We start from the raw sequence: 23,841 nt of genomic DNA on the forward strand, positions 1-23,841 counted from the left end.
TGATCGAACGCCTCTCCCACCCATCCCCCTCATCCTGAGGTGCGGAGCGAAGCGAAGCCTCGAAGGAGGGCTCCAGCGGATCGCGCGTTTCGCTGGGGCCCTCCTTCGAGGCCGCTTCGCGGCACCTCAGGATGAGGGGATTTGTGGAGCGGTCGGATCAACCCTGCATCAACCCCCGCGCCTCGGCGAGGCGGGCGGCGTAGCGGGCGATCAGATCGACTTCGAGATTGACCCGGTCGCCGGCGCGGCGGTCTTCCCAGGTCGTGACCGAGAGGCTGTGCGGGATCAGCAGCACCGAGAAGTCGGTGCCGTCCACCGTGTTGACGGTGAGCGAGGTACCGTCGAGGCAGACTGAGCCCTTCTCGGCGATGAAGCCGGCAAGTGAAGCGGGCGCCCGCAGGGTGAAGCGTTCGCTGGCGCCCCACGGGTTGTCCTCGCCGGTCACCGTCTCGCGGGCGACGATCTCGGCGACGCCGTCGACATGGCCGGTGACGAGGTGGCCGCCCATCTCGTCGCCGAGCTTGAGCGAGCGCTCGAGGTTGACCCGCGTGCCCTCGCGCCATGCGCCGACGGTGGTGCGCGCCAGCGTCTCGGCGGCGGCGTCCACGGCGAAGCGGCATCCGGTGCCGTGCGGCTCGATGGCGACGGCGGTGAGGCAGGGGCCCGAGCAGGCGATGGAGGCGCCGAGCGCGATGCCGGCAGGATCGTAGGCGCTCTCGATGACGATGCGAACGAGTCGCTCGCCGCCCTCGATCGAGACGACGCGGCCGACATCGGTGACGAGCCCGGTGAACATCTCAAACCCTCTCGTAGGTGATCGCCGTGTCGGGACCGAGGTCGTGCGCCTCGACCTCGCGGAGCGTGCCGTCGGACAGGTGGCGGGCGAGGTTTTGCCCGATCGCCGGCAGGCCGCCCGCGCCGCCGAGTTCGACCGGACCGGTGACGAGCGTGCAGGCGTCGATGAGATCGTGGCGGGCAAGCGCGTCCGCAAGCGCCGGCCCGCCCTCGCTGCAGATGCGGGTCAGGCCGCGTTCTGCGAGTGCGATCATAGCGGCCTGAAGATCGATGCGCCCGGACGCGTCGGTGGCGACCGGCAGAAGCTCGACGCCGAAGGAGGTTAGCATCCGCCGGGCATGGGCCGGGGTGTGGCTTCCGGTGACCACCAGGGTCGGGATGTCGCGGGCACCGCGCACCAAGTGGGTCGAGGGCGTGAGCCGCAGGGTCGAGTCGAGGACGATCCGCAGGGGCGAGCGGTCGGAGAGGCCGGGCAGGCGCACGGTGAGGGAAGGGTCGTCGGCCCGCGCCGTGCCGATGCCGACCATGATGGCGTCGGCATGCGCCCGCCACAGATGCACCACGCCGTCGGCGACAGGGCCGGTGATCTTCAGCCGCTCGCCGCCGGACGGCGCGGCGAAGCCGTCGCGGGTGCGGGCGAGCTTGAGATGCAGGCTCGGGCGCCCGCGCGTGATGCGCGAGACGTGGCCGCGATGGTCGCGCCGGGCCTCCTCGCGCAACAGCCCGGTCTCGACCGCAATCCCGGCCTCACGCAGCAGCGCGTGGCCGCGGCCGGCGACGCGGGGGTCAGGGTCCTCCATCGCGCTGACGACGCGGGTGATGCCCGAGGCAATGGTCGCGTCGGTGCAGGGCGGGGTGCGGCCGTGATGCGAGCAGGGCTCCAGGCTGACATAAAGCGTGGCGCCGCGGGCCGCCGCGCCGGCCATGGCCAGCGCCAGCGGCTCGGCATGCGGGCGCCCGCTCGGCGCGGTCGCGGCCTGACCGACGATGCGGCCGTCGGCCACCACCACGGCGCCGACGCTCGGGTTCGGCCACGTGCGACCGAGGTTGCGCCGCCCCAGCGCCAGGGCGAGGCGCATGGCGCGATGGTCGAGGGCGTCCCACTCGCTCACAAGCGGCTCCCTCAGCTTCGCGAGCGCGCCGGACGGCGGCGCGGCGGGGCAGGGGACTCGATCTCCTCGACGGGCTCGGGCGCCGGTTCGCCGTCCTCGGCGAGCCGCCCACCCAGCGTCCCAAGCAAATCCTGGAAGTCCTGGGCCTCGCGAAAGTTCTTGTAGACGGAAGCGAAGCGGACATAGGCGACGTCGTCGAGGCCCTTGAGGCCTTCCATCACCGCCTCGCCGATCGCCTCGCTGGTGACCTCGCCGTCGCCGGTGCTCTCCAGGCGGCGCACCACGCCGGAGACGAGGCGCTCGATCCGCTCGGGCTCGACCGGGCGCTTGCGGAGCGCCACGTCGATGGAGCGCTGGAGCTTGTCGCGGTCGAACGGCATCCGCTTGCCGGAGCGCTTGAGCACGGTCAGCTCGCGCAGCTGCACCCGCTCGAATGTGGTGAAGCGGCCGCCGCAATCCGGGCAGACGCGGCGCCGCCGGATCGCCGCGGAATCCTCGCTCGGCCGCGAATCCTTCACCTGCGTGTCGGGACCCCCGCAGAACGGACACCGCATCGCGCGTTTCGACACCCTTGCTCTGCCCAGGCGGGCCGGGACGCCTCTGTGCCCCAGCCGGCGCCGGATTGCCAGAAGCGAGCTGAAACGGCAGCGGCCGCGGATCGACGAGATCCGCGGCCGCGCCTCACACCGGTGAGGATGCGCTTACTGGTAGATTGGGAAGCGGTCGGTCAGGGCGTGGACCTTCTTCTTGGCCTCGGCCTCGACCGCGGCATCGCCGCCCTCGCCCTTGGCGGCGAGACCGTCGAGCACCTCGACGATGAGCGAGCCGACCTGCTTGAACTCGGCGACGCCGAACCCGCGGGTGGTGCTGGCCGGCGTGCCCAGGCGGATGCCCGAGGTGATGGTCGGCTTCTGCGGGTCGAACGGCACGCCGTTCTTGTTGCAGGTGATGTCGGCCCGCGACAGCGCGGCTTCCGCCGCCTTGCCGGTGAGGCTCTTCTTCTGTAGGTCGACCAGCATCAGGTGGTTGTCGGTACCGCCCGAGGTGATGTCGTAGCCGCCCGAAATGATCGTGTCGGCCAGCGCCTTGGCGTTGTCGATCACCTGCTTGGCGTAGATCTTGAACTCGGGCTTGAGCGCCTCGCCGAAGGCCACCGCCTTGCCGGCGATGACGTGCATGAGCGGACCACCCTGGAGGCCGGGGAAGATCGCAGAGTTGAACTTCTTGGCGAGCGCCTCGTCGTTCGTCAGGATCATGCCGCCGCGCGGGCCGCGCAGGGTCTTGTGGGTCGTGGTGGTGGCGACGTGCGCATGCGGGAACGGCGACGGGTGCAGGCCCGCGGCGACGAGGCCGGCGAAGTGGGCCATGTCGACGAAGAAGTAGGCGCCGATGGAATCGGCGATCTCACGGAACTTGGCGAAGTCCCAGTGGCGCGGGTAGCCCGAGCCGCCGGCGATGATCACCTTCGGCTTGTGCTCGGCCGCGAGCGCGGCGACCTGCTCCATGTCGATGCGCTGGTCGTCGCGGCGCACGGTGTAGGAGACCGGCTTGAACCACTTGCCCGAGACGTTCGGGGGCGCGCCGTGCGTCAGGTGACCGCCGGCCGCGAGGTCGAGACCGAGGAAGGTATCGCCGGGCTGCATCAGGGCCATGAAGACGCCCTGGTTAGCCTGGGAGCCGGAATTCGGCTGCACGTTGGCGAAGCCGCAATCGAACAGGCGCTTGGCGCGGTCGATCGCCAGCTCCTCGGCGATGTCCACGAACTGGCAGCCGCCGTAGTAGCGACGGCCCGGGTAGCCCTCGGCGTACTTGTTGGTCAGCACTGAGCCCTGCGCCTCGAGCACGGCCCGCGAGACGATGTTCTCGGAGGCGATCAGCTCGATCTCGTGCTGCTGGCGTCCGAGTTCCTGCGCGACCGCCTTGGCGATCTCGGGATCGGTCTGCTCCAGGTGCGCGGAAAAGAACGTGTCGAGGGTGGTGTTGTCGGTCGCGGTACCGGCGCTCATGTGAGGAGCCTCTTCTGATGTTTCCTGATTAAACCCGCCCGTTTTTCGTCTGCGTGCACGGGGGTGTTTTTCGGGGTCATTCCTACACGGCGGAGCATGACAGGCCAAGCGCAGCTGATTTTGCGCCTTCCGTCAAAAATTTTCACGGGAGCGTCATCGGATGCAGCACGGCACAGCTTCTTGCGCATAGCAAAACGCCCGGCACGGGGCCGGGCGTTCGCGAAAACGGATCGTCGAAAGTCGGATCAGGCCGAGAGGCGCGTCTTTACGTCGCCGAGGCTGGAACGGAGCAGATCCTGGGCGGCGGCGCCCTGAAGACGCTCCTTCAGGATCGTCTCCGAAACCTTCACCGCGGCGTCGGCGGCGGCGGCGCGAACCTGGGCGCTGGCCTGGGCCTCGGCCTGGGCGATCTTGGCCTCGGCCGACTTGGTGCGGCGGGCGACGAACTCGTTGAGGCGGGCATGGCCCTCGGCGTTGAGGCGCTCGGCCTCCTCGCGGGCGCCGGCCACGATCGCCTCGGCGTCCTTCTCGGCCTGGGCGCGGCGGCGCTTGTAATCGTCGAGGACGCTCGCGGCCTCCTCGCGCAGGCGACGGGCCTCGTCGAGCTCGTGACGCACGCGCTTGGCGCGGGTGTCGAGACCGCCGGTCATCATGTCGAAGCCGCCGACCTTCCACACGATGGCCAGGAACGCCACGAAGGCGACGAGGACCCAGAATTCCGCGGTCAACAGCATGTCGGTCTCAAACCCTTGGTCGGCCTGTCCCGGCGCGGCGGCGCGGGTCCGGTTCGATGAGCGGGGCCGGCTCGGGGCCGACCCGCGGGATCAGTTCAGCGCCGGGGTGGCGGAAAGCGCGCGGTCCAGGGTGGCCTGGTCGGGGGCCTGGCCGGTCAGGCGCTCGACGATCGCGGCAGCCGTCTCGCCGGCAATGGCGCGGACGTTGCCCATCGCCTCGGTGGTCCGGGCGCGGATCGTCGCCTCGGAGGCGGCGAGGCGCTGGTTCAGCTCGGCCTCGAGGGTCTTGCGCTTGGCGTCGGCTTCCGCCGAGAGGGCGTTGCGGGTGTCCTGGGCGATGGCCTGAGCCTTGGCCTGGGCCTGCCGCAGCGAGGTCTCGTAGGCGGCGCCGGCGGCGTCGGCCTCGGACTTCATCCGCTGGGCTTCGTCGAGATCGGCCGACAGGCGCCGGGCGCGATCGCCGAGGATGGCCTCGATGCGGGGCAGCGCGATCTTGGACATCAGGTAGTAGAGCAGGCCGAAGGCCAGGGCGAGCCAGATCAGCTGCGAGAGGAAGGTGTGGCTCTCGAAGGGCGGGAAGGCGGCGTGATGCCCGCCGGACGCCTGCTCGGTATGGGCCTGGGGGCTTCCGGGCGGAACGATCTTGGTGTCCGCGTTCGGGGAGGGAGTCGTGAGGGGATTCTTCTCGGCCATGGCCCTGTCCGGTGACGTCGGAAGGCCGGCTCCGCGGGCGGAGCGGCCGGATCAGTAAGCGGGGGAGGGGAGAGCGGCCGCGCGGACCGCCTCCCGCTCCCCCGATCGGCGACGCGTCAGACGGCGAACAGGAGCAGCAGGGCGACGAGCAGCGAGAAGATGCCGAGCGCCTCGGTGAGCGCGAAGCCCAGGAGGAGGTTGGTGCGCTGGCTATCGGCGGCCGACGGGTTGCGCAGGGCGCCCGAGTAGAACTGGCCGAACAGGTTGCCGAGGCCGATGCTGGCGCCCGCCATGCCGAGGCAGGCGAGGCCGGCGCCGATGTACTTCGCAGCGACGGGATCCATGAAACACTCCTGAGGTTCGAACGATGGTCTCGAGGGGAAGGTCCGGCCGATGAGGATCAGTGGCCGGGGTGAAGGGCGTCGGCGAGGTAGACCGCCGTCAGCGTCGCGAAGACGTAAGCCTGGAGGGCCGCGACGAGGAATTCGAGGGCCGTCAGCGCCACGGTCAGCGCGAGCGGCAGGGGCGAGAGCACGCCCCAGGCGCCGGCCACCAGCAGCTGCACCACGAAGAAGGCGAAGATCTTCAGCGCGATGTGGCCGGCCAGGACGTTGGCGAAGAGACGGACCGAGAGGCTGACCGGACGCGACAGGAACGACACGATCTCGATCGGCACCATGATGAGCAGCAGGGGCTTGGGCACGCCCGAGGGCACGAACACTCCGAGGAAGTGGCTGCCGTGCTTGGCGACGCCGTAGATCACCACGGTGAGGATCACGATCAGGGCGAGGCCGAAGGTGATGATGAGATGGCTCGTCACCGCGAAGGCGTAGGGGATCATCCCGAACAGGTTCAGGATGAGCACGAACATGAACAGCGAGAAGACGAGCGGCATGAACCGCTTGCCGTCGGCGCCGGTGGCCTGGTGGACCGTGTCGGCGATGAACTCGTAGAGCGTCTCGGCCAGAGCCTGGAGCCGGCCCGGCACGACGGACCGGCTGGAGGTGGCCGCGATGGTCAGGAGCGCGATGACGCCCACCGCCGCGAACATGTAGAGAGCCGATTGCGTGAACGCGATCTGCTGGTTGCCGATATGCCCCAGCGAGACGAGCGGCTGCAGCTCGAACTGGTGGATCGGGTCGACACTGACCGCCATTGGCTCGCTTCCGCCCTTCTTCGAGTCGCGCCGGGTGCCTGGCGGCTCCCATGTCGCGCGTCGCCCTTACACGATGCCGGGCGAGTCTCAAGACCCATCCCGACGATCTTTCTCAGCTTTCTGGCCGCTGAAGCCGCTGACCCGCATGACGTTGTAGATGCCGGTCACGAAGCCCAGCATCAGCAACACCATCATCCCCCACGGCTTGGTGCCGAGGAGATGGTCGAACAGGTATCCGAGGATTCCCCCGGCGATCACACCCGCGATGAACTCGGTCGAGAGGCGCATGGCCTGCCCGAGCTGGGCCGACCCGCCGGGCGTGCCGGCGCGCGCAGGCCCGGCGGGGGCGGCCTTGGGCCGCTTGCCCTCGAGCTGCGTCTCGAGACGTCTGAGCCTCGCGGAGAGATCGCCTTCGTCGGGAGGCCCGCCCGGCCCACTCCCGCCGCCTGAAGGGCTGCCGCTCACGGGCGACCCCACACGTCGTCGGGAGCGGAGGGATAAGGCCTGCCCCCTCGGCGCGGCGCACCATAGTTTCGCCATCCTGGCGAGTCAAGGCGCGCAGCGCATAGCTTAAGCCGTTGATGGTGCTTCATAATCCACTTCTTTCAACGGCTCTTTCGCGGGATGGGCTCACGCGCCGATGATCGGTTTGATGATCTTCTCCAGCTCCTCGATCGACAGCGCGCCGCTATACTTGGTGCCGTTGATGAAGAAGGTCGGGGTCGATTCGACTTTGAAGGTCTCCAGGCCGCGGGTCTTCACCGCGTTGATGGCCCCGTAGGTCTTCTGGTCCTTGAGGCAGGTCTCGAACTTCTCCTTCGAGAAGCCCGCCTGCCGCACGATCTGCTCCAGGGCATCGACCGGCGATTGCGGCTTGCGCACGAAGGCCCAGTTCTGCTGCTGGTCGAACAGCAGGTCGGAGATCGGGTAGTATTTCTCGTTGCCGTCGCAGCGCGACAGCATGAAGGCCGCCGTCGAGAGCGGATCGAGCGGGAATTCGCGCAGGGTGAAACGCACCTTGCCGGTGTCGATGTAGCGCTCCTTCAGGACCGGATAGGTCTCCTTGTGGAAGTGGGCGCAGTGCGAGCAGGTCAGCGAGGCGTACTCGATGATCGTGACCTTGGCGTCCGCCGGCCCGAGCCAGACGTCGCCGAGCGGGCCGGGCTGCAGCAGGGCCGCCGTGTCGGCCGACTGCGCCAGCGTGTCGGCGACGAGGCGGGGCATCAGGAGAGCCGCGCCGAGGGCGAGGCCGGTGGTCTTGAGGGCGTCGCGCCGGGTGATCATGGCTGGGACGGGCTCCGTTGAGGCCACGAAGGGCCAGAGGCGTCGAGGTATAGGCGGATCGGCGTCGCGCGGACCGCGCACACGTCGCCGCACGGGTTTCGCGCCCCTTATCACGGGAGGCCGCGCGAGGCAGCCCTGTCGACCGGGATTGCCTATCGACCGGGATCGCCCGCCACCACGGCGATGCCGAGTCGGTCGAGGGCGTCGCGCAGCGGATCGTCCTCGATACGCGAGACCGCGAGCGCCACCTCGCCGCGCCGCACCGGATCGAGCGGCGGGGCGGCTTTCCGCCGGGGCGCCCGGAGCAGACGGTCCTGGCGCAGCACCAGCTTGCCGACACAGGCCCAGCCGTAATGCGCGTTGACCCGCTGGATCACGACGGGCGCGAGATGCTGGAGTTCGAGCGCGAAGGCGCCCTCGACCCGCACCACCAGGGTGCCCGGCTCGGGCCGCCCTTCGGCATCGCGCCGGGCGCGGCGGGGCCATTCGAGCTTGACCGGCTGGCAGGCGTTCGCCAGCCGCGCCCCGACGATGCCGGGCCACACCGCGATGATGTCGGCCGAGGCGAACCCCTGCGCCGCGAAGGCCGGGCCGACGCAGGCACCGATCAGGTCGGCCAGGGGTTTTGCGCGCGCCATCGGCTGCCCGAATGGGAATGGAGTGTCAGTGTAGCGGAGCGTCGGCTGCGCCGGGAGTCGTTGCAGCTCCGCTGACGATACCGCACGTTCCTTTCCCGATCTCTTCATCGCGAAAGCGCGGCTTTCTCGCCCCGGCGTGGCGCAGCGCCGCTTTTGCCGCCCGTCCGGCCCCGCTATGGACTGGCTCATGCCCGCCGCCACGGCCGCCGATCTCCTGACATGGTACGACCGGCACCGCCGGGCGCTGCCCTGGCGTGCGCTCCCCGGCGTGCGGCCCGACCCCTACCGGGTCTGGCTCTCCGAGGTGATGCTGCAACAGACCACCGTCACGGCGGTCAAGCCGTACTTCCAAAAGTTCCTGACGCTGTTCCCGAACGTCACGGCGCTCGCGGCCGCGCCGGAAGAGGCGGTGATGTCGGCCTGGGCCGGGCTCGGCTACTATTCCCGCGCGCGCAACCTGCATGCCTGCGCCAAGGCGGTCGCCGCCGCCGGGCGCTTCCCCGACACCGAGGAGGGCTTGCGAAAACTCCCCGGCATCGGCGCGTATACGGCGGGCGCCATCGCGGCCATCGCCTTCGACCGGCCCGCGGCGGCGGTGGACGGCAATGTCGAGCGGGTGATGACGCGGCTCCACGCCATCGAGACCCCGCTGCCGGCCGCCCGCCCGCAAATCCGCCTGCTGACGCAAGGCATGGTCCCGCATGATCGGCCCGGCGACTTCGCCCAGGCCGTGATGGACCTCGGCGCGACGCTCTGCACCCCGAAGCGCCCGGCCTGCGCCCTGTGCCCTTGGATGCGCCCCTGCCGCGCCCGTTCTGAAGGCCTGCAGGACACCTTCCCGCGCAAGGTGAAGAAGGAGAAGGGGACGCTGCGGAAGGGCGCGGCCTTCGTCGCGCTGCGGGCCGGCGACGAGGCGGTTCTCCTGCGCACGCGCGCCCCGGAAGGACTGCTCGGCGCGATGGCAGAGCCGCCGGGAAGCCCGTGGCTGCCCGATTACGATCCGGCCAAGGGCCTACTCGACGCGCCGCTCGATGCCCGCTGGAAGCGCCTGCCCGGCGTGGTGAAGCACGGCTTCACCCATTTCCCGCTGGAGCTGACGGTGTTCTTCGCCCGCGTCGCCGCCGGGACAGTGGCACCGGACGGCATGCGCTTCACCCCGCGCGAAAAGCTCGACGAGGAGCCGATTCCCGGCGCGATGAAGAAGGTACTGGCCCACGCGCTCGCCGGCCCGGTGCCGGTCGCGGCACCAGCGCCGCCGCCGGTACGGGAGCCCGATCTGGCGACCCCGCCGGAGCCCGAGCCGGTCAAGCGGCGCGGGCCTATTCCGAAGCCACCGTCGTTGCGGCCTTCGGACTTGGCGCGGGTTGTGAAGAGGCCTCCGAAGGTCCGGTAAGAACCAAGCGCAGGGCTCTGCCCTGCACCCGCGAAAGGACTTGTCCTTTCGTATCCTTATCCTTGCGTCTGCGCGCGCATCCTGGTGCGGAAATCGTCGATGCAGACGAGCTTGCCGCCGCGCTCGGCGTGCCAGAAGGTCCAGCCGTTGCAGGCGGGCAGGCCTTGAACCAGGGCGCCGACCTTGTGGATCGAGCCCATCGCCGGGCCGATGCCGAGCTGTCCGTCCGGGCGCACGACCGCCTTGAAGCGGCGGCGCTCGTCGGTCAGCGTCTCGCCGGGGCGCACCAGCCCCGCCTCGACCACGCTGAGGAACGGAATCCGCGGCTCGGCCCGCTTCGGCGTCGCCAGAGCGAGCGAGGCGGAGGACAGAGTCTCGACCGCGTCGATCCGGGCCTGCGCCGCCGCAGCGTAGGTCGTGTCGCGCTCGCAGCCGATGAAGTGACGGCCGAGCCGCTTGGCGACCGCGCCGGTGGTGCCGGAGCCGAAGAAAGGATCGAGCACCACGTCGCCGGGATTGGTCGCGGCGAGCAGCGTGCGGGCGACGAGCGCCTCCGGCTTCTGGGTCGGATGGACCTTGCGGCCCGAATTGTCCTTCAGCCGTTCCTCGCCGGTGCAGAGCGGCAGGAACCAGTCGGAGCGCATCTGGAGGTCTTCGTTGCCGGCCTTCAGGGCGTCGTAGTGGAAGGTGTACTTGGCCTGGGGCGAACGCGAGGCCCAGATCAGGGTCTCGTGGGCGTTCGTAAAGCGTTTGCCGCGGAAGTTCGGCATCGGGTTGGCCTTGCGCCACACGATGTCGTTCAGGATCCAGTAACCGAGATCCTGCAACGCGCTCCCGACCCGGAAGATGTTGTGGTACGAACCGATCACCCAAAGGGTCGCGTTCGGCTTCATCGCCCGGCGCGCGGCCTTCAGCCAGGCACGGGTGAACTCGTCGTAGGCTTCGAAACTCGAGAACTTGTCCCAGTCGTCATCGACCGCATCGACCACGCTGTGGTCGGGGCGCGTGAGACCGGCTTCTCCGAGCTGAAGATTGTAGGGCGGGTCGGCGAAGACGCAGTCGACGCTTTCCGCCGGCAGGCGCTCCATGGCGGCGATGCAGTCGCCGATGAGGATTTCGTCGAGGGGTAGCTTGGGGAGACGCTGGACGGAGGGTGCGAGACCCATCCGCGGCGCCGACGCGATCCGCCCGGTATGCGAGACCTGTTTCCGGGCGGTGGCGCCGGCAACCGCGGTACGCGGGGAAGCCATGGCAAACACCGGTTACGCAACTGACCACTGGACAATGCCGCGGTCACGGTAAAGGTCGCGTTTGCCGTTCCCGGAAAGTCGCGTCTCACTATGGGGCGGCAGTTTTTGCCGGGTTTTGCCATGCGGCGAGCGCGGGGCTGATCCGCCGCGAGCGGCCGGCCGCGCGACGGCACATCCAGGCTCAAGCGGTGCGCCCGCACCGCCCGCCGAATGCTTTCGCGGCAAGCAACGATGATTTGGCGCGCTGGCGAGCCCATGCATCGGCAAATAATCAATGCTTCTCCGGCAGTCTCGCCCGGAAAACCCCTGGCTGTAGTCACATTCGGGGCGTTTGTGCGACGCAACATCCCTGTCTTATTTTGGCCGGGTTCGGGCTCATTTTCCGCGGGGCTCGCAACGAACGGCAACAACAAGGGAATGCGATCGAAGATGAAGGTCACCAGCTGGACCGCCGCCGCCTGCCTCGCCACCGTGATCGGCACCGCTGCGGCGCTGCCCGCCCAGGCCCAAGGGGGCCGGGCCTCCTGGTACGGAAGCGGGCACCGCACGGCCAACGGCGAGCGGTTCAACCCCAACGGTCTCACCGCCGCCCATCGCAGCCTGCCCTTCGGCACCCGCGTCCGCGTCACCAACCGGTCCAACGGCCGCTCGGTCGTCGTGCGCATCAACGACCGTGGTCCGTTCGTCGGCGGTCGCGTGATCGATCTGGCCCGCGGCTCGGCCCGCGCCATCGGCATCGGCGGCGTCAGCTACGTCTCGCTCGCCGTGGTGCGCTGACGCGCCAACGGATCAGCTCCTGATTAGGAGCCCCTCGGCAACCCCGTTTGCGGCCACTTGGCCCGGTCGGCGTTGCCGAGGGGACGGCCTCTTCCCATAATCCGGCGCAACGAGTGTTGGGACTGAGGAGGAGAAGTCGCGATGGCCAAGCCGATGGTGGTCGAGATTCCGCATGAGCTCGGCCGCGAGGAAGCCCGCCGCCGCATCGCGGAGGGCACCGCCAAGGCGCGCGACGCGCTGGGCAAGAGCGGCATCGCCATCAACACCCTCGACTGGACCGGCGACCGCCTCGACTATTCGGTCACGGCGCTGCATCAGACGGTGACCGGCCAGATCGATGTCGGACAGGACAGCGTGCGGGTCGAGGTGCGCCTGCCGCTGCTGCTCTCGGTCTTCGCGTCCAAGCTCCAGAAGATCGTCGGCCGCGAGGGCAACAACCTCCTCATCACGAAGAAGTAGCGGAACTCGCGCGAAGCCGGGGCTGTTGGCCCCGGTCGCGGTCCGATCCGGGCCGCCGAACTCAAAGCGTGCCGCTCATGTCGAATCCCGGACCGATCCCGGAAGCCCCGCAGCCGACGACGCCCGATCCCGCCCCGCCGGTCGAGCCGCCGCAGGCGCCTCCGCCCGGCCCTGGGCCGGAGATTCCCGGCAACGCGCCTGCCGAGGCGCCCGGCGACACGCCGACGGAAATCCCTGTGGAGGCCCCCGGCCTGCCGGGCTCGACGCCGACCGGACCGGCCAACCCGGTCGCCTGACGCGCGCGGGCGGCATACCCGAATCGGGTTTGTTCCGGGCTGCGGCTGCTGCCATAAGCCCGGCATGGCCGCCCCCCCGCTCCTCACCCTGCAAGACGTCGCGCTCACCTTCGGCGGCACCCCGCTGATCGAGCGGGCCGAACTGACCATCGCGCCGGGCGAGCGCGCCTGCCTCGTCGGCCGCAACGGCTCGGGCAAGTCGACCCTGATGCGCATCGCCGCCGGGTTCGCCGAGCCGGATAAGGGCGAACGCTTCCTCCAGCCCGGCACGACTCTCCGCTACCTCGCGCAGGAGCCGGACTTTTCCGGGTTCGCTTCGACCCTCGACTTCGTTCAGGCCGGCCTCGCGCCGGGCGACGACGCGTATCGCGCCCGCTACCTGCTGGAGAGCCTCGGCCTCACCGGCGAAGAGGACCCGTCCCAGCTGTCGGGCGGCGAAGCGCGCCGCGCCGCGCTGGCCCAAGCGCTGGCGCCCGAGCCCGACATCCTGCTCCTCGACGAGCCCACCAACCATCTCGACCTGCCCGCGATCGAGTGGCTAGAGACCGAGCTGAAGCGCGCGCGCTCGGCACTCATCCTCATCAGCCACGACCGGCGCTTCCTCACGGCGCTCTCGCGCGCCACGATCTGGCTCGACCGCGGCGTCACCCGCCGGATCGAGCAGGGTTTTGGGAGCTTCGAGGCATGGCGCGACGCCTTCTTCGAGGAGGAGGAGCGCGACAAGCACAAGCTCGACCGCAAGATCGCCGCGGAAGAGGACTGGCTGCGCTACGGCGTCACCGCCCGGCGCAAGCGCAACGTCCGCCGCCTGTCCGACCTGCACTCCCTGCGCAAGCAGAGCCGCGACCACCGCCGCCCGGTCGGCCAGGCGGTGATGACGGCGACCGAGGGCGAATCCTCCGGCACGCTCATCGCCGAGGCGAAGCGCGTGTCGAAATCCTACGGCGAGCGGACGATCGTCGACGACCTGTCGCTACGCGTCGTGCGCGGCGACCGCCTCGGCATCGTCGGCCCCAACGGCGCGGGCAAGACCACGCTGATCAACCTGCTGACCGGCGCGCTCGCCCCCGATTCCGGGGAGATGCGCCTCGGCACCGGGCTCAACATGGTCCATCTCGACCAGCGCCGGGCCTCGCTCGATCCGAACGCCACGGTGGCCGAGGTGCTGACCGGCGGCAGCGGCGACACCGTCGATGTCGGCGGCCGCAGCCGCCACGTCGTCGGCTACCTCAAGGACTTCCTGTTCGCCCCCGAGCAGGCCCGCACGCCGGTGAGCGTGCTGTCGGGCGGCGAGCGCAACCGCCTGCTGATCGCCCGGACGCTGGCCCAGGCTTCGAACCTCCTCGTCCTCGACGAGCCGACCAACGACCTCGACCTCGAGACCCTCGACCTGCTGCAGGAGATGCTCGGCGACTATGCCGGCACCCTGATCCTGGTCAGCCACGACCGCGACTTCCTCGACCGCGTCGCCGGCAGCGTGCTGGTGAGCGAGGGGGAGGGGCGCTGGGTCGAGTATGCCGGCGGCTACACCGACATGCTGGCCCAGCGCGGGCGCGGCGTCGAGGCGCGCGAGACCAAGGAGAAGGCGCGCGAACGGGCACCGAAGACCGATTCGCTGAAAGAGGCACCGAAGGAATCGAAGGCGAAGCTCGGCTTCAAGGAGCAGCACGAGCTCAAGACCCTGCCGAAGCGCATCGCCGAATTGGAGACGGGCATCGCCAAGCTGCGCGAGGTCCTGTCGGATTCCGGCCTCTACGCCCGCGATCCCGAGCGCTTCCGCAAGGCGACCGCGATGCTCGGCGCCGCCGAGACCGAACTCGCAAGCGCCGAGGATCGCTGGCTCACCCTGGAGATGCTGCGCGAGTCGTGACGCCGCCCGGGGGATTCGCCGCCCCCCCGGTGATGCCCGGACGCAACGTCAAGCCGGTCGGTTAGACAGCAAACTTCTCCTGTAACTTCCGTGTTTTGGGGAAAACCCGGTCGCTGAGCCGGACAATACGTTGCGACTCTGCAACAGCCCCCGACGAAGCCGGTCTAGGAGGCGGTTAGGGCACTCGACGCGGTTGCCCGTACGGCCCCGCTCGCTCATGGTGCCTCGGCGGACGGGAGAACCCCGGCGCGAGCTTGGTCGATGTCCCGGCGGGGAGGGCCAAGCACCAAGGGAAATAAGGACGAAGCGGGTGTGGTTCGCCGTGAAGGCGGGCGCCCCAGAAGAAGTCCGATCCCGTGGGTCTCGAAACTTCTGGAGGTTTCACTATGAAGCTCGTCAAGAGCCTTCTCCTGGGGACGGCGGCGGGGCTGACCGTCGTGGGCGGGGCTCAGGCCGCCGACCTGCCGGTGAAGAAGGCGGTCCCGATCGAGTACGTCCGCGTCTGCACCGCCTACGGTGCCGGCTTCTTCTACATCCCGGGCACCGACACCTGCCTTCGCGTCTCGGGCCGCGCCCGCGCCGAGTACGGCTACATCGGCTCCGACAGCCGCAACGTTCCAGGCGGCGGCGACCTCTCGGGCTTCAACGGCCTCGCGCGCTTCAACATCGACGCCCGCACCCAGACCGGCTACGGCACGCTCCGCGCCTTCCTGCGCCTCGACGCCGCCAGCCGCACCGGCCACACCAAGTTCTCCTCGGGCACCAACGAGCGCATCGGCTACGCCTTCTCCGGCACCGGCCAGGACCAGCGCGGCCGCGTGCAGAACTTCATCAACGTCGACAAGGCGTTCGTGCAGTTCGCCGGCCTGACCGCCGGTCGCGCCTCCTCGTTCTTCGACTTCTACGCCGCCGACTACGAGATCATCGGCTCGTCGCTGGGCTCCAACCTGCCCTCCACCAACCTGCTCGCCTGGACGCAGAAGTTCGACGGCGGCTGGTCGGCCACGATCTCGATGGAAGACCCGAACTACCGCAAGAACCCGCTCTTCTCCGACGCCTTCGCGGCGACGGCGCAGCCGGGCGCGGGCGGCGGCGCGGGCGTCAACAACGTCTTCACGACGGCTCCGACCCCGATCATCCTCGCCACCAACGCCGCCGGCAACGCCACCGCGGTCTACTTCGTCGATGCCGTGCAGCGCTCGCGCATGCCCGACTTCGTCGGTTCGCTTCGCTACGATGCACCCTGGGGCTCGGCTCAGCTCTCCGCCGCCGTGAAGGACATCAACATCGGCGGTCCGATCGCCAACTCGGGCATCACCAACTCGGCCGCCCTCGGTGCGCCGGTGAACCCGGCAACGGGTCTGGTGACCGGCAACGGCGGTCTCACCACCGCGCAGATCGCCGCCCTGACGGCCGCTCGCGGCGTCGCGGCCGGCTCGCAGACCGAGTACGGCTGGGCCGTGCAGGCGGGTGCGAAGTTCAACCTGCCCTTCATCGCCCCGGGCGACGGCCTGTACCTCCAGGGCGCCTACGGCGAGGGCGCTTCGCTCTACACCGGCATCAACCGCTTCACCGCCGGCTACCTAAGCAACGCCGCCGTCTACACCGGCAACCCGTTCAACCAGTTCTTCTCGGACGCGATCGTCAACCCGCTGTCGGGCCGGATCGAACTGTCGAACAGCTTCACCGCGGTCGCCTCGTTCCTGCACTACTGGTCGCCGGAGTGGCGCTCGGCCTTCTACGCCAGCTACGGCGAGATCTGGTTCTCGCAGGGCGCCCGTCAGGCCGTCAGCCTGACCAGCGGCCTCGTCAACCAGAGCGCGGCGAACTCCCCACCGTCCTACCTGACCAACCCGTTCGGCTACGCCAACAGCGCCGCGCTCCGCGACACCTACCAGGTCGTCACCGGCGCGAGCCTGATCTGGTCGCCGGTAAAGGATCTCGATATCGGCGTCGAAGGTCAGTACATCAAGACGGGCGTCAAGAACGGCCGCGTCTTCGATGCGAACCGCGGCGGTAACCCGTTCACGGTCTCCTCCGAGGACGTCTACCAGGCCCGCTTCCGCGTCCAGCGCGACTTCTAAGGGGATTCCGAACAACTCTCCCGTCCTCGCGGACGGGAGAGCCTTCGATGGCAAACCTCCGAACCCCGGCCTCGCGGCCGGGTTTTTGCGTTTGTCCCCAATCTCGGCGACCGGTCCGTCGCTTTCACCGAGGATACCGGCGAGAGCGGGACGCGCGGCCTTCAAGTCGCCCCGATGGCCCGTATCCTCGCGCATCCGTGCATTTCCGGGCGCCCGCGCCGGCACGCGAGGTCGGCTTTCTTGTCCCTGCCTTCTCCGCTCACGCTTCTCCGCACCCGCCTCGGCTGGCTCGCCGGGTTGCCCGCGCTCGCGCTGATCGGGGTGGGCACGGCCTATCTCGCTGTGCCGAGCATCGAGGATCAGATCGCCCGTGCGGCGGCCGAGGTCGCCCGCACCACGGGGGAGGGGCAGCCCGAACCGTGGCTGCGGGTCCAGGTCGAGGGCCGCGACCTCGTCGCCGCGGGCGAGGCGCCGCAGGCCCCCGACCGCGAGGCCGCCCTCGGGCGGCTCGCCGGCATCGAGGGCGCGCGCCGCCTGATCGACCGTACCGGGATCATCGAGGAGGCCTCGCCCTTCGTCTGGACCGTGGAGCGTCCCGCCGCCGACCGGCTCGAATCGGCCGGCAGCCGCCCGGCGGAGATCGGCGCCTTCGAGTTGGCGCAGCGCCTCAAACCCGTCCTGCCCCGTGAGGCGACCCTGGACGACCGGACGCGGGCCGCCCGCGGCGCCCCGCCGGACTTCCCCGACGCGGCGGCCTACGCGGTCGAGCGAATGGGCGACCTCACCACTGGCTCGGTCGCCACCGTCAACGATACCGTGATCTCGATTCGTGGCGCCGCCGCGAGTCTGGCCGCCTACGATGCGCTCCGCGCGGCGCTGAGCCGCCCGCCCGAAGGTTTCAGCCTCGGCGCCATCGAGATCCTGCCGCCGGTCGTGGCCGACATCCGCCTCACGGTGGAGCGCCGGCCCGACGGCAGCCTCGAACTCGGCGGCCACGTCGCCTCGCCCGAGGCCCGCGAAGCGATTCGCGCGGCCGCCGCGGAAGCCGCCGAGGGTGCGGCCATCGACGACCGGATGCAGGACGCCCGCGGCCTCGGGCTCGACGCCCCGACGCTCGCCACCGCGCTGCTCAAGCTCGCCGCGCTGCTGCACGAGGGCCGCGTCGCCTACGAGGGCGGCCTCGTCTCGGTCTCCGGCAACGCGCTCGATGCCGGCGCGGTCGATGAGATCGAGGCGCTGATGCGCGACGGGCTCCCCGCCGGCGTCAAAGCCGGATCGGTCGCGCTCACCTCCAAGCCGATCAGTCCTTACGTCCTGCGCATCCGCCGCGGCGAGGAGCGGGTCAGCGTCAGCGGCCACCTGCCCGACGCGGCCACCCGCGAGACCCTGCTGGCCCGCCTTCGCGCGCGCCTGTTCCGCGAGGCGGTGCAGGACAAGTCGCGCCTCGCCCCCGGCGCGCCCGACGGCTTCGTGACCGCGACCGGAGCCGGGCTCGATGCGCTGACGACCCTGTCGGGCGGCGCACTCACCGTCTCCGGCACGCGGCTGAGCCTCTCCGGCACCAGCCTCTACCCGGAGGCCGCCGCGCGCCTGTCGCGCACGCTGCCGGCTTCGATGCCCGCGGGCTGGAGCGCCACCGTCTCCCTCGCCGGCGGCGAGGCGTCGGTGCGGCTCGATGCGGGGGAATGCGGGCGCCGCATCAATGAGCGGGTCGCCGCCCACCCTCTGCGCTTCGCCCCCGGCAGCACCGCGCTCGCCGCCGACTTCTACCCCGTCCTCGATGCGGTGGCGGCACTCGCCCGCGACTGCCCGTCCGAGCGCATCGAGATCGTCGGCCATCTCGACCTGCCGAACGCCAAGCCGGCCGAGCCCGATCCGGTCGCCGCGGACGCCGCCCGCGAATCGGCCCCCAAGCCCAAGCCCGCCCCCCCGAAGAAGGCGGGGAAGGACGACAAGAAGGCGGGCAAGACCGAAAAGGCCGAGGCCAAGCCCGCCGCGCCTGCGACGCCCGAGCCCAGCCCGGCCGAGACCGGCGCCGACCTCGCCCGTGCGCGAGCGCTCGCCGTGGTCGATTACCTGCAGAAGGCCGGCGTGCCGCTCGACCGCGCCACCGCCGCGGACGGCGCCGCGCCGCTGAGCGAGCGCCAGGGCGTCGGCGTCGCCCTCCGCTCGTGATCGTCGTCCTCCCGCTCTGGCCCGGCCTTGCGGCTGCCCTCGCGCTCGGCCTGGGTGTCGGCGCGCTCGCCGGGTTTCCGCGCACGCGCGCGACGCAGCTCGGCGCCAGCCTGCCGCTGCTGGCGCTCGCCGCTCTGGTCGGGCTCGCCGCGACCGGCACGGTGCCGGGCCGGGCCGGCCTGCGGATCGAGATCGCGACGCTGGTGCTCGCCGCCTACCTCGCCGGCTGCGCGTTCAGTGCGCTGGGCCGCACCCTGGTCCGCCGTCAGTCCTGAGGCAGAGCCCACACGCGCTGCGCCCGCTCGATCCCGCGCAGCTCGAACGCGCCGACCTCCGTCAGCGGGGCGGCGCAGCGGCGGGCGAAGGCATCGGAGATCAGCAGCGGCCGCTCAAGCGCGTCGCACAGCCGCTCGATCCGGCTCGCCTCGTTGACGGCCCGGCCGATCACCGTGAAGTCGAGCCGCCGGTCTGTGCCGACATTGCCGTACACCACCGGCCCGAAATGCAGCACGATGTCGGCCTCCAGCACTGGCAGGCCCTGCCGCCGACGGCCTGCGTTGAGTGCGTCGTTGCGGGCCAAAGCCTCCTGCGCGGCGGCGAGCGCCCCGGCGCAGGCCGGGCAGGCGGGCGCGTCCGAAGCGGCCACGGAAAACACCGCCAGGAAGCCGTCGCCGAGGAACTTGAGGATTTCGCCGCCGTGGCGCCGCACCGGCTTGCCCAGCGCATCGAAATGCTCGTCGAGCCAGCCCACCACCTTGAGCGGGTCGTCGCGGTCGGCGAGCGCGGTGAAGCCGCGCAGGTCCACGAGCAGGATCGCCGCCGGCACCACCGCACTCTGCCCGCGCCGCGTCTCGCCCGACAGGACCCGCTCCGCGGCGGCCGGCCCGAGATAGGTGGAGGCGACCTCCCGCAGGGTGTGGCTGACGGTGAGCTTGGCCGTCGCCAGCGCGATGGTCGGCACCAGCCCGGACAGCGCGTCGAGTTCGTCCGGCGCGAAGCCGCCCGCCCGGTCGGTGGCGAACGAGAGTCCGGCCCCCTCGATCGCGCTGCCCGGCGCGAAGCCGACGAGGTGGAGCAGGTAATCCGTGGCCCCGGCCGCCCGAAGCTCGGCGAGCAGCGGCAGGTTCGGCACCTCGGCGCCGTCGAGGCGCCAGCGCACCGCCTCCCGGTCGTTGTCCTTCAGCCATGCGATCGGCGAGTCGGCAAAACTCTTCTCGCCCTCGGGCCCGTGCGCCGCCGGAAACAGCGCCAGCCCCTCGCCGCGCCGCCACGCGAGGCTCATGCCGCGCAACAGCGGATCGATCGCCGGCACCGAGAGGCTGAACCGCCACAACGGAATCCTGGCGGCGATCAGGCCCTCGCACAGTTCGGTGACGATGGCCTCACCCGCGTTAGAGGCGACGGCCCGGGCGATCAGCCGGGTCTGGACGGCGTGGAGGGCGGACGGGTGGATCGATGGGGGCGCCATGGTGGCGGGACTGTAGTGGAAGGAACGTTTCGCCGTCATGTCGAGGCTCTGCCCCGACGCCCCGCCGAAGGGCTTGCCCTTCGGAATCCCATTACATCAAGGCTGCGCTTCGGCGCTGACCGCCGCGCGGGCGCCGCGGGCGAGGTCCCGTTCGATGGCGAGCGTGCTTTTGCCGTCGAGGCGGTTGCGGTAGACCTGCAGGTTCTCCATCACCCGCTGCACGTAGTTGCGCGTCTCGGTGAAGGGGATGCGCTCGACCCAGTCGATGGCGTCCACCTCGGGCCGGCGCGGATCGCCGTAGGCGTCGATCCACTTCTTCACGTTGCCGCCGCCCGCGTTGTACGAGGCGAAGGCGAGGATGTAGGAGCCCTTCCAGTCCTCCATCAGCTCGCCGAGATGGGCCTGCCCCAGCCGCGCGTTGTAGGCCGGATCGCTGGTGAGGCGGTCGGTGTCGTAAGAGGTCGAGACGCGCCGCGCCGTGCGCTGCGCGGTCGCCGGCATCATCTGCATCAGCCCCCGCGCCCCGACGCCCGACTGGGCGCGGGGATCGAACTGGCTCTCTTGGCGAGCGATGGCGAACACCATCGCCCGCTCCACCTGCGGCACCGCCGTGAAGGTCTCGTAATCCGGGATGCCGATGGTCGGGTAGGCGTGGGTGTCGAGCGCCAAGCCCCGCTGCGTCGCGAGCTTGCCGATGGCCACCAGCGCGCGGGCGTCCTTCACCTCGACCGCCGTCTCGCCAAGCGCGTTCACCTGCGCCTCGTCGGCCAGCGATTTCGCCGCGTCGATGTAGAGCGGCAGCGCCAGCTCCTTCAGGCTCGCCGCGGCGAGCAGCTTGAGGCCGCGCACGAAAAACCGGTCGTCGAAGGCGGCCCGCGCCGTCGCCGACAGCGTCGCGGCCGTGCGCAGCGGCAGGCTGTTCTGGCCGAGCCTGGCCCGCGCGAGTTGGCCGTAATAGGCGATCGGCTGGAGCGCGGCGCGCTCGTAAAACCCCTTGGCCTCCGCCGCCTTGCCGGCCGCTTCCGCGGCACGGCCCTGCCAGTAGGCGGCGCGCGCCAGCGAGATCGGCGTCTCGGCGACCGTGGCGGCCTGGGCGAAGTGGCGCTCGGCCGCGCCCGCATCGTTGAGGTAGCGCAAGGCGATCCAGCCGGCGTGGAACTCGGCCTCGATCCGCTTTTCCGTGGTGCGCGCGGAATGGCCCGCCGCGACGGCCTGCGCGGTCTTGGCGTCGCCGGCATCCATCAGCTTGCGGGCGACGATGCGCCGCTCGACCCACCACTCGTCGCCGTCGATCAGGATTTCGGGGTTGGAAGGCGCCGCGAGCAGAACCTTGGCGGCTTCCTCGGTCTTTTCGGCGCGCCGGAAATACTGCGCCCGCGACAGCAGGTAGGAGGCGTCGTTGCGAAGCGATGGCGGCACGGCGTTGAGCGCGGAAGCCCCGCCGGACTTGTTCTCGACGGCGCGGCGCGCCCGCACGAGGCTGGCATAGGAGCCGCCCGCATAATCGGCGGCGCGGCTTGCGGCCGTGTAATCCTCCTTGAGGAGGGCGCGCTCCATTCGGGCGCGGTGATCGATCACGGTCAGCACGCCGGGGAAGGCGTCGGTCACCCGGGACTCGAGGGTCTTGCCGAAGCTTTCCTCGCGCCAGAGGTCGCGCACCAGCGCGGCGGCATCCGCATCGAGGCCCTCGCTCCGCAGCGCCAGGGCGAGCGCGAACTTGCCCGGCGCGCTCGCGGGCTTCGATGTCGCGAAGAAGGCACGCACGATGGCGGGACTCTTCTTCTCCGAGAGCAACATCTCCTCGGCGCGCCGCCGCAGCAGCGGCCCCGCAGGCCAATCCGGGTTGGCGCGGGTGAAGGCCACCACCCGCTCGAAGCCGATGCCGGCGCCCGCGCGGATCGCCACCCATTCGAGCAGCGCGCGCGCCGCCGGATCGGTGAAGCCCGCGGCCAGCCGGTCGCCGTCGGAGACCTTTCCCTTGCGGTAGAGATCGATCGCCTGCCGCAACTGGCTCAGATCGGTGTCGCCGGACATCACCGGGCGGTTCGGATCGGGCACCTCCGGGGCGGGCGCCGCGGGCGAGACCGAGGCGTCGGGCAGCGGGAAGGCGACCGGCGCGTCCGTATCGGTCGAGGCGTAGCCGGAGGCGGAAGCGGGCAGCGCCTTGTCGGGCGTGGCCTCGCCGGTCCCCTTCGGGTCGAGGCGCAGCGCGTCGGCCGCGACCGGGTCGGCGGCGGGCTTGGCCTCGTCCTTCATCTGCGCGGCGGGCGCCGTGGCGTCGCTCAAAGGCACGGCCGGGGCGGAGGCCGGGTTCGGGTTGCGGATCTCGCCCTGCTGGGCGGCCAGCACGGCGCTGCCGGTCAGCGCGAGACCGAAAAGCAGGGGCAGGGAGCGGGCGGGGAACGCCATGTGTGAAGACACCCCGACTCGTGAGGCCAAAGGGAAAGAAGGGCCAAGCCCCAAGCTGGGCCCACGGTCGTTAAGAAGGGATAAACCACGCCGGGAATTGGGTGCCGACCCGTGCGGATCGACGCATAGCCCTGGCGCGTCCCGTCGGCCCCGCTTCGGCGGCCGGGCGCGGAAGCGAAGCGTTTGCGCCCGCGCGAGGGACCGCCTATGTCTGCGCGTCCCGTCGGCACCCGGCCCCTGAGCCGCCTTTGCGCGACGGCACGAGACCTACGGCCGGGAACGCCAGGATGACCGAGACCCATGCCCGCCTCCGCGGTTCGATGACCGCGCTCGCGACCCCCTTCCGCGACGGCGCGTTCGACGAGGCGGCCTTCCGAAAGTTCGTGAACTGGCAGATCGAGCAGGGTACTCACGCGCTCGTGCCCACCGGCACCACCGGCGAGAGCCCGACGCTGAGCCATTCCGAACACGACCGCGTGGTCGAGACCTGCATCCGCGAGGCCAACGGCCGGGTGCCGGTGATCGCGGGCGCCGGCTCGAACTCGACCGCGGAGGCCGTCGCGCGGGCCCGTCATGCGGAAAGCGTCGGCGCGGACGCGGTTCTCACGGTCACGCCCTACTACAACAAGCCGACCCAGGAGGGGCTCTTCGCCCACTTCAAGGCCGTCAACGACGCCGTCGGCATCCCGATCATCATCTACAACATCCCCGGCCGCTCCGTGGTCGACATGAGCGTCGACACGATGAAGCGGCTGTTCGAACTGAAGAACATCGCCGGCGTGAAGGACGCCACGGCCAAGATCGACCGTGTCAGCCTCCAGCGGCAGGCTTTGGGAGAAGATTTCATCCAGCTTTCTGGCGAAGATGCGACGGCGCTCGGCTTCAACGCCCATGGCGGGCACGGCTGCATCTCGGTGGTGTCGAACGTCGCGCCCCGGCTCTGCGCCGACCTACAGGAGGCGACGCTCAAGGGCGACTACGTCAAGGCGCTGTCGATCCAGGACCGGCTGATGCCGCTGCACGTCACCATGTTCTACGAGTCGAACCCGGTGCCGGCGAAGTACGCCCTGTCGCGCCTCGGCCTGATGTCCGAGGAGGTGCGCCTGCCGCTGGTGCCGGCCACCGAAGGCTGCCGCAAGGCGGTCGATGCCGCGCTGGCGCATGCCGGGTTGATCTGAAGCCTCGCCACCGGGCGGTGCGCTCCCCATATCGGGAAGCCACCGCCTGACGGCTCCGAACGAA

General features: G+C 70.5%; 23 protein-coding genes. 9 read left to right on the forward strand and 14 right to left on the reverse strand.

The window, feature by feature from the left end:
* Positions 1–157: 157 nt before the first annotated feature.
* From ASG52_RS17300 to ASG52_RS17350, 11 genes are all read right to left on the reverse strand, one after another.
* Complete coding sequence (locus ASG52_RS17300; RefSeq protein ID WP_056245929.1) at positions 158–796, reverse strand: riboflavin synthase; 639 nt, start codon at positions 794–796, stop codon at positions 158–160.
* Position 797: 1 nt separating this feature from the next.
* A complete protein-coding gene (gene ribD, locus ASG52_RS17305) occupies positions 798–1,874 on the reverse strand; it encodes a bifunctional diaminohydroxyphosphoribosylaminopyrimidine deaminase/5-amino-6-(5-phosphoribosylamino)uracil reductase RibD (RefSeq protein WP_056246545.1) in 1,077 nt (358 codons plus the stop codon).
* A gap of 44 nt (positions 1,875–1,918) precedes the next feature.
* Positions 1,919–2,461: a transcriptional regulator NrdR gene (gene nrdR / locus ASG52_RS17310; RefSeq protein WP_056245932.1), complete on the reverse strand. Its 543-nt coding sequence runs from the start codon at positions 2,459–2,461 to the stop codon at positions 1,919–1,921.
* A gap of 147 nt (positions 2,462–2,608) precedes the next feature.
* Positions 2,609–3,913, reverse strand: a complete 1,305-nt coding sequence (gene glyA, locus ASG52_RS17315) for a serine hydroxymethyltransferase (protein ID WP_056245935.1) — start codon at positions 3,911–3,913, stop codon at positions 2,609–2,611.
* A gap of 245 nt (positions 3,914–4,158) precedes the next feature.
* On the reverse strand, positions 4,159–4,644 hold the full coding sequence (locus tag ASG52_RS17320) for a F0F1 ATP synthase subunit B family protein (protein ID WP_200945635.1): 486 nt from the start codon (positions 4,642–4,644) through the stop codon (positions 4,159–4,161).
* Positions 4,645–4,737: 93 nt separating this feature from the next.
* Positions 4,738–5,340 carry a F0F1 ATP synthase subunit B family protein gene (locus tag ASG52_RS17325; RefSeq protein WP_056245942.1) on the reverse strand — a complete coding sequence of 201 codons (603 nt, stop codon included), beginning with the start codon at positions 5,338–5,340 and terminating at the stop codon, positions 4,738–4,740.
* Between the two features lie 116 nt (positions 5,341–5,456).
* Positions 5,457–5,684, reverse strand: a complete 228-nt coding sequence (locus ASG52_RS17330) for a F0F1 ATP synthase subunit C (RefSeq protein WP_012455237.1) — start codon at positions 5,682–5,684, stop codon at positions 5,457–5,459.
* 56 nt (positions 5,685–5,740) lie between these two features.
* Complete coding sequence (locus ASG52_RS17335; RefSeq protein ID WP_056245945.1) at positions 5,741–6,496, reverse strand: F0F1 ATP synthase subunit A; 756 nt, start codon at positions 6,494–6,496, stop codon at positions 5,741–5,743.
* A gap of 87 nt (positions 6,497–6,583) precedes the next feature.
* Entirely contained in the window at positions 6,584–6,961 is a 378-nt protein-coding gene (locus ASG52_RS17340) for an AtpZ/AtpI family protein (RefSeq protein ID WP_056246548.1), read from the reverse strand.
* Between the two features lie 165 nt (positions 6,962–7,126).
* Positions 7,127–7,780 carry a DsbA family protein gene (locus ASG52_RS17345; protein WP_056245948.1) on the reverse strand — a complete coding sequence of 218 codons (654 nt, stop codon included), beginning with the start codon at positions 7,778–7,780 and terminating at the stop codon, positions 7,127–7,129.
* Positions 7,781–7,932: 152 nt separating this feature from the next.
* Positions 7,933–8,418 (reverse strand): DUF721 domain-containing protein, encoded by a 486-nt coding sequence (locus ASG52_RS17350; protein ID WP_056245951.1) that lies wholly within the window; start codon positions 8,416–8,418, stop codon positions 7,933–7,935.
* A 187-nt stretch (positions 8,419–8,605) separates the two neighbouring features.
* Here ASG52_RS17350 and ASG52_RS17355 point away from each other — a divergent pair, with 187 nt between their 5' ends.
* On the forward strand, positions 8,606–9,811 hold the full coding sequence (locus ASG52_RS17355; RefSeq protein WP_056245952.1) for an A/G-specific adenine glycosylase: 1,206 nt from the start codon (positions 8,606–8,608) through the stop codon (positions 9,809–9,811).
* A gap of 56 nt (positions 9,812–9,867) precedes the next feature.
* Here ASG52_RS17355 and ASG52_RS17360 read toward each other — a convergent pair whose 3' ends face one another.
* Positions 9,868–11,061 carry a site-specific DNA-methyltransferase gene (locus ASG52_RS17360; RefSeq protein WP_082552637.1) on the reverse strand — a complete coding sequence of 398 codons (1,194 nt, stop codon included), beginning with the start codon at positions 11,059–11,061 and terminating at the stop codon, positions 9,868–9,870.
* A gap of 429 nt (positions 11,062–11,490) precedes the next feature.
* On the opposite strand from ASG52_RS17360, the gene ASG52_RS17365 reads away from it, so the two are divergent.
* From ASG52_RS17365 to ASG52_RS17395, 7 genes are all read left to right on the forward strand, one after another.
* On the forward strand, positions 11,491–11,838 hold the full coding sequence (locus ASG52_RS17365; RefSeq protein WP_056246551.1) for a septal ring lytic transglycosylase RlpA family protein: 348 nt from the start codon (positions 11,491–11,493) through the stop codon (positions 11,836–11,838).
* Between the two features lie 141 nt (positions 11,839–11,979).
* Positions 11,980–12,297 carry a polyhydroxyalkanoic acid system family protein gene (locus tag ASG52_RS17370; protein ID WP_056245957.1) on the forward strand — a complete coding sequence of 106 codons (318 nt, stop codon included), beginning with the start codon at positions 11,980–11,982 and terminating at the stop codon, positions 12,295–12,297.
* 77 nt (positions 12,298–12,374) lie between these two features.
* Complete coding sequence (locus tag ASG52_RS17375) at positions 12,375–12,593, forward strand: hypothetical protein (RefSeq protein ID WP_056245960.1); 219 nt, start codon at positions 12,375–12,377, stop codon at positions 12,591–12,593.
* A gap of 64 nt (positions 12,594–12,657) precedes the next feature.
* Positions 12,658–14,463 carry an ABC-F family ATP-binding cassette domain-containing protein gene (locus ASG52_RS17380; RefSeq protein WP_056245962.1) on the forward strand — a complete coding sequence of 602 codons (1,806 nt, stop codon included), beginning with the start codon at positions 12,658–12,660 and terminating at the stop codon, positions 14,461–14,463.
* A 386-nt stretch (positions 14,464–14,849) separates the two neighbouring features.
* Positions 14,850–16,547, forward strand: a complete 1,698-nt coding sequence (locus ASG52_RS17385; RefSeq protein ID WP_056245964.1) for a porin — start codon at positions 14,850–14,852, stop codon at positions 16,545–16,547.
* Between the two features lie 240 nt (positions 16,548–16,787).
* Positions 16,788–18,722 carry an OmpA family protein gene (locus ASG52_RS17390; RefSeq protein ID WP_056245967.1) on the forward strand — a complete coding sequence of 645 codons (1,935 nt, stop codon included), beginning with the start codon at positions 16,788–16,790 and terminating at the stop codon, positions 18,720–18,722.
* Positions 18,719–18,997 carry a hypothetical protein gene (locus tag ASG52_RS17395; RefSeq protein WP_056245970.1) on the forward strand — a complete coding sequence of 93 codons (279 nt, stop codon included), beginning with the start codon at positions 18,719–18,721 and terminating at the stop codon, positions 18,995–18,997. The genes ASG52_RS17390 and ASG52_RS17395 overlap by 4 nt, the downstream gene beginning before the upstream one ends.
* On the opposite strand, the gene ASG52_RS17400 is transcribed toward ASG52_RS17395, so the two are convergent.
* Together ASG52_RS17400 and ASG52_RS17405 are read right to left on the reverse strand one after the other, a co-directional pair.
* Entirely contained in the window at positions 18,988–20,190 is a 1,203-nt protein-coding gene (locus ASG52_RS17400) for an adenylate/guanylate cyclase domain-containing protein (protein ID WP_056245973.1), read from the reverse strand. The two genes, ASG52_RS17395 and ASG52_RS17400, sit on opposite strands and share 10 nt — an antisense overlap.
* Positions 20,191–20,286: 96 nt before the next feature.
* On the reverse strand, positions 20,287–22,599 hold the full coding sequence (locus ASG52_RS17405; protein WP_056245975.1) for a lytic transglycosylase domain-containing protein: 2,313 nt from the start codon (positions 22,597–22,599) through the stop codon (positions 20,287–20,289).
* 287 nt (positions 22,600–22,886) lie between these two features.
* Between ASG52_RS17405 and dapA the strand changes: the two genes are divergently transcribed.
* Positions 22,887–23,777, forward strand: a complete 891-nt coding sequence (dapA, locus tag ASG52_RS17410) for a 4-hydroxy-tetrahydrodipicolinate synthase (protein ID WP_056245977.1) — start codon at positions 22,887–22,889, stop codon at positions 23,775–23,777.
* The last annotated feature ends 64 nt before the right edge of the window (positions 23,778–23,841 follow it).

The organism is Methylobacterium sp. Leaf456, assembly GCF_001425465.1.
In the GTDB taxonomy this organism is placed as follows: Bacteria; Pseudomonadota; Alphaproteobacteria; order Rhizobiales; family Beijerinckiaceae; genus Methylobacterium.

Excerpts from the sequence above, each read along its gene's own strand:
- ASG52_RS17360 (WP_082552637.1), bottom strand. The coding sequence starts at position 11,061 with ATGGCTTCCCCGCGTACCGCGGTTGCCGGCGCCACCGCCCGGAAACAG.
- ASG52_RS17345 (WP_056245948.1), bottom strand. The coding sequence starts at position 7,780 with ATGATCACCCGGCGCGACGCCCTCAAGACCACCGGCCTCGCCCTCGGC.
- ASG52_RS17330 (WP_012455237.1), bottom strand. The coding sequence starts at position 5,684 with ATGGATCCCGTCGCTGCGAAGTACATCGGCGCCGGCCTCGCCTGCCTC.
- ASG52_RS17370 (WP_056245957.1), top strand. The coding sequence starts at position 11,980 with ATGGCCAAGCCGATGGTGGTCGAGATTCCGCATGAGCTCGGCCGCGAG.
- ASG52_RS17355 (WP_056245952.1), top strand. The coding sequence starts at position 8,606 with ATGCCCGCCGCCACGGCCGCCGATCTCCTGACATGGTACGACCGGCAC.
- ASG52_RS17405 (WP_056245975.1), bottom strand. The coding sequence starts at position 22,599 with ATGGCGTTCCCCGCCCGCTCCCTGCCCCTGCTTTTCGGTCTCGCGCTG.
- ribD (WP_056246545.1), bottom strand. The coding sequence starts at position 1,874 with ATGCGCCTCGCCCTGGCGCTGGGGCGGCGCAACCTCGGTCGCACGTGG.
- ASG52_RS17365 (WP_056246551.1), top strand. The coding sequence starts at position 11,491 with ATGAAGGTCACCAGCTGGACCGCCGCCGCCTGCCTCGCCACCGTGATC.
- ASG52_RS17300 (WP_056245929.1), bottom strand. The coding sequence starts at position 796 with ATGTTCACCGGGCTCGTCACCGATGTCGGCCGCGTCGTCTCGATCGAG.
- nrdR (WP_056245932.1), bottom strand. The coding sequence starts at position 2,461 with ATGCGGTGTCCGTTCTGCGGGGGTCCCGACACGCAGGTGAAGGATTCG.
- glyA (WP_056245935.1), bottom strand. The coding sequence starts at position 3,913 with ATGAGCGCCGGTACCGCGACCGACAACACCACCCTCGACACGTTCTTT.
- ASG52_RS17350 (WP_056245951.1), bottom strand. The coding sequence starts at position 8,418 with ATGGCGCGCGCAAAACCCCTGGCCGACCTGATCGGTGCCTGCGTCGGC.
- ASG52_RS17375 (WP_056245960.1), top strand. The coding sequence starts at position 12,375 with ATGTCGAATCCCGGACCGATCCCGGAAGCCCCGCAGCCGACGACGCCC.
- ASG52_RS17335 (WP_056245945.1), bottom strand. The coding sequence starts at position 6,496 with ATGGCGGTCAGTGTCGACCCGATCCACCAGTTCGAGCTGCAGCCGCTC.
- dapA (WP_056245977.1), top strand. The coding sequence starts at position 22,887 with ATGACCGAGACCCATGCCCGCCTCCGCGGTTCGATGACCGCGCTCGCG.
- ASG52_RS17385 (WP_056245964.1), top strand. The coding sequence starts at position 14,850 with ATGAAGCTCGTCAAGAGCCTTCTCCTGGGGACGGCGGCGGGGCTGACC.
- ASG52_RS17380 (WP_056245962.1), top strand. The coding sequence starts at position 12,658 with ATGGCCGCCCCCCCGCTCCTCACCCTGCAAGACGTCGCGCTCACCTTC.
- ASG52_RS17325 (WP_056245942.1), bottom strand. The coding sequence starts at position 5,340 with ATGGCCGAGAAGAATCCCCTCACGACTCCCTCCCCGAACGCGGACACC.
- ASG52_RS17400 (WP_056245973.1), bottom strand. The coding sequence starts at position 20,190 with ATGGCGCCCCCATCGATCCACCCGTCCGCCCTCCACGCCGTCCAGACC.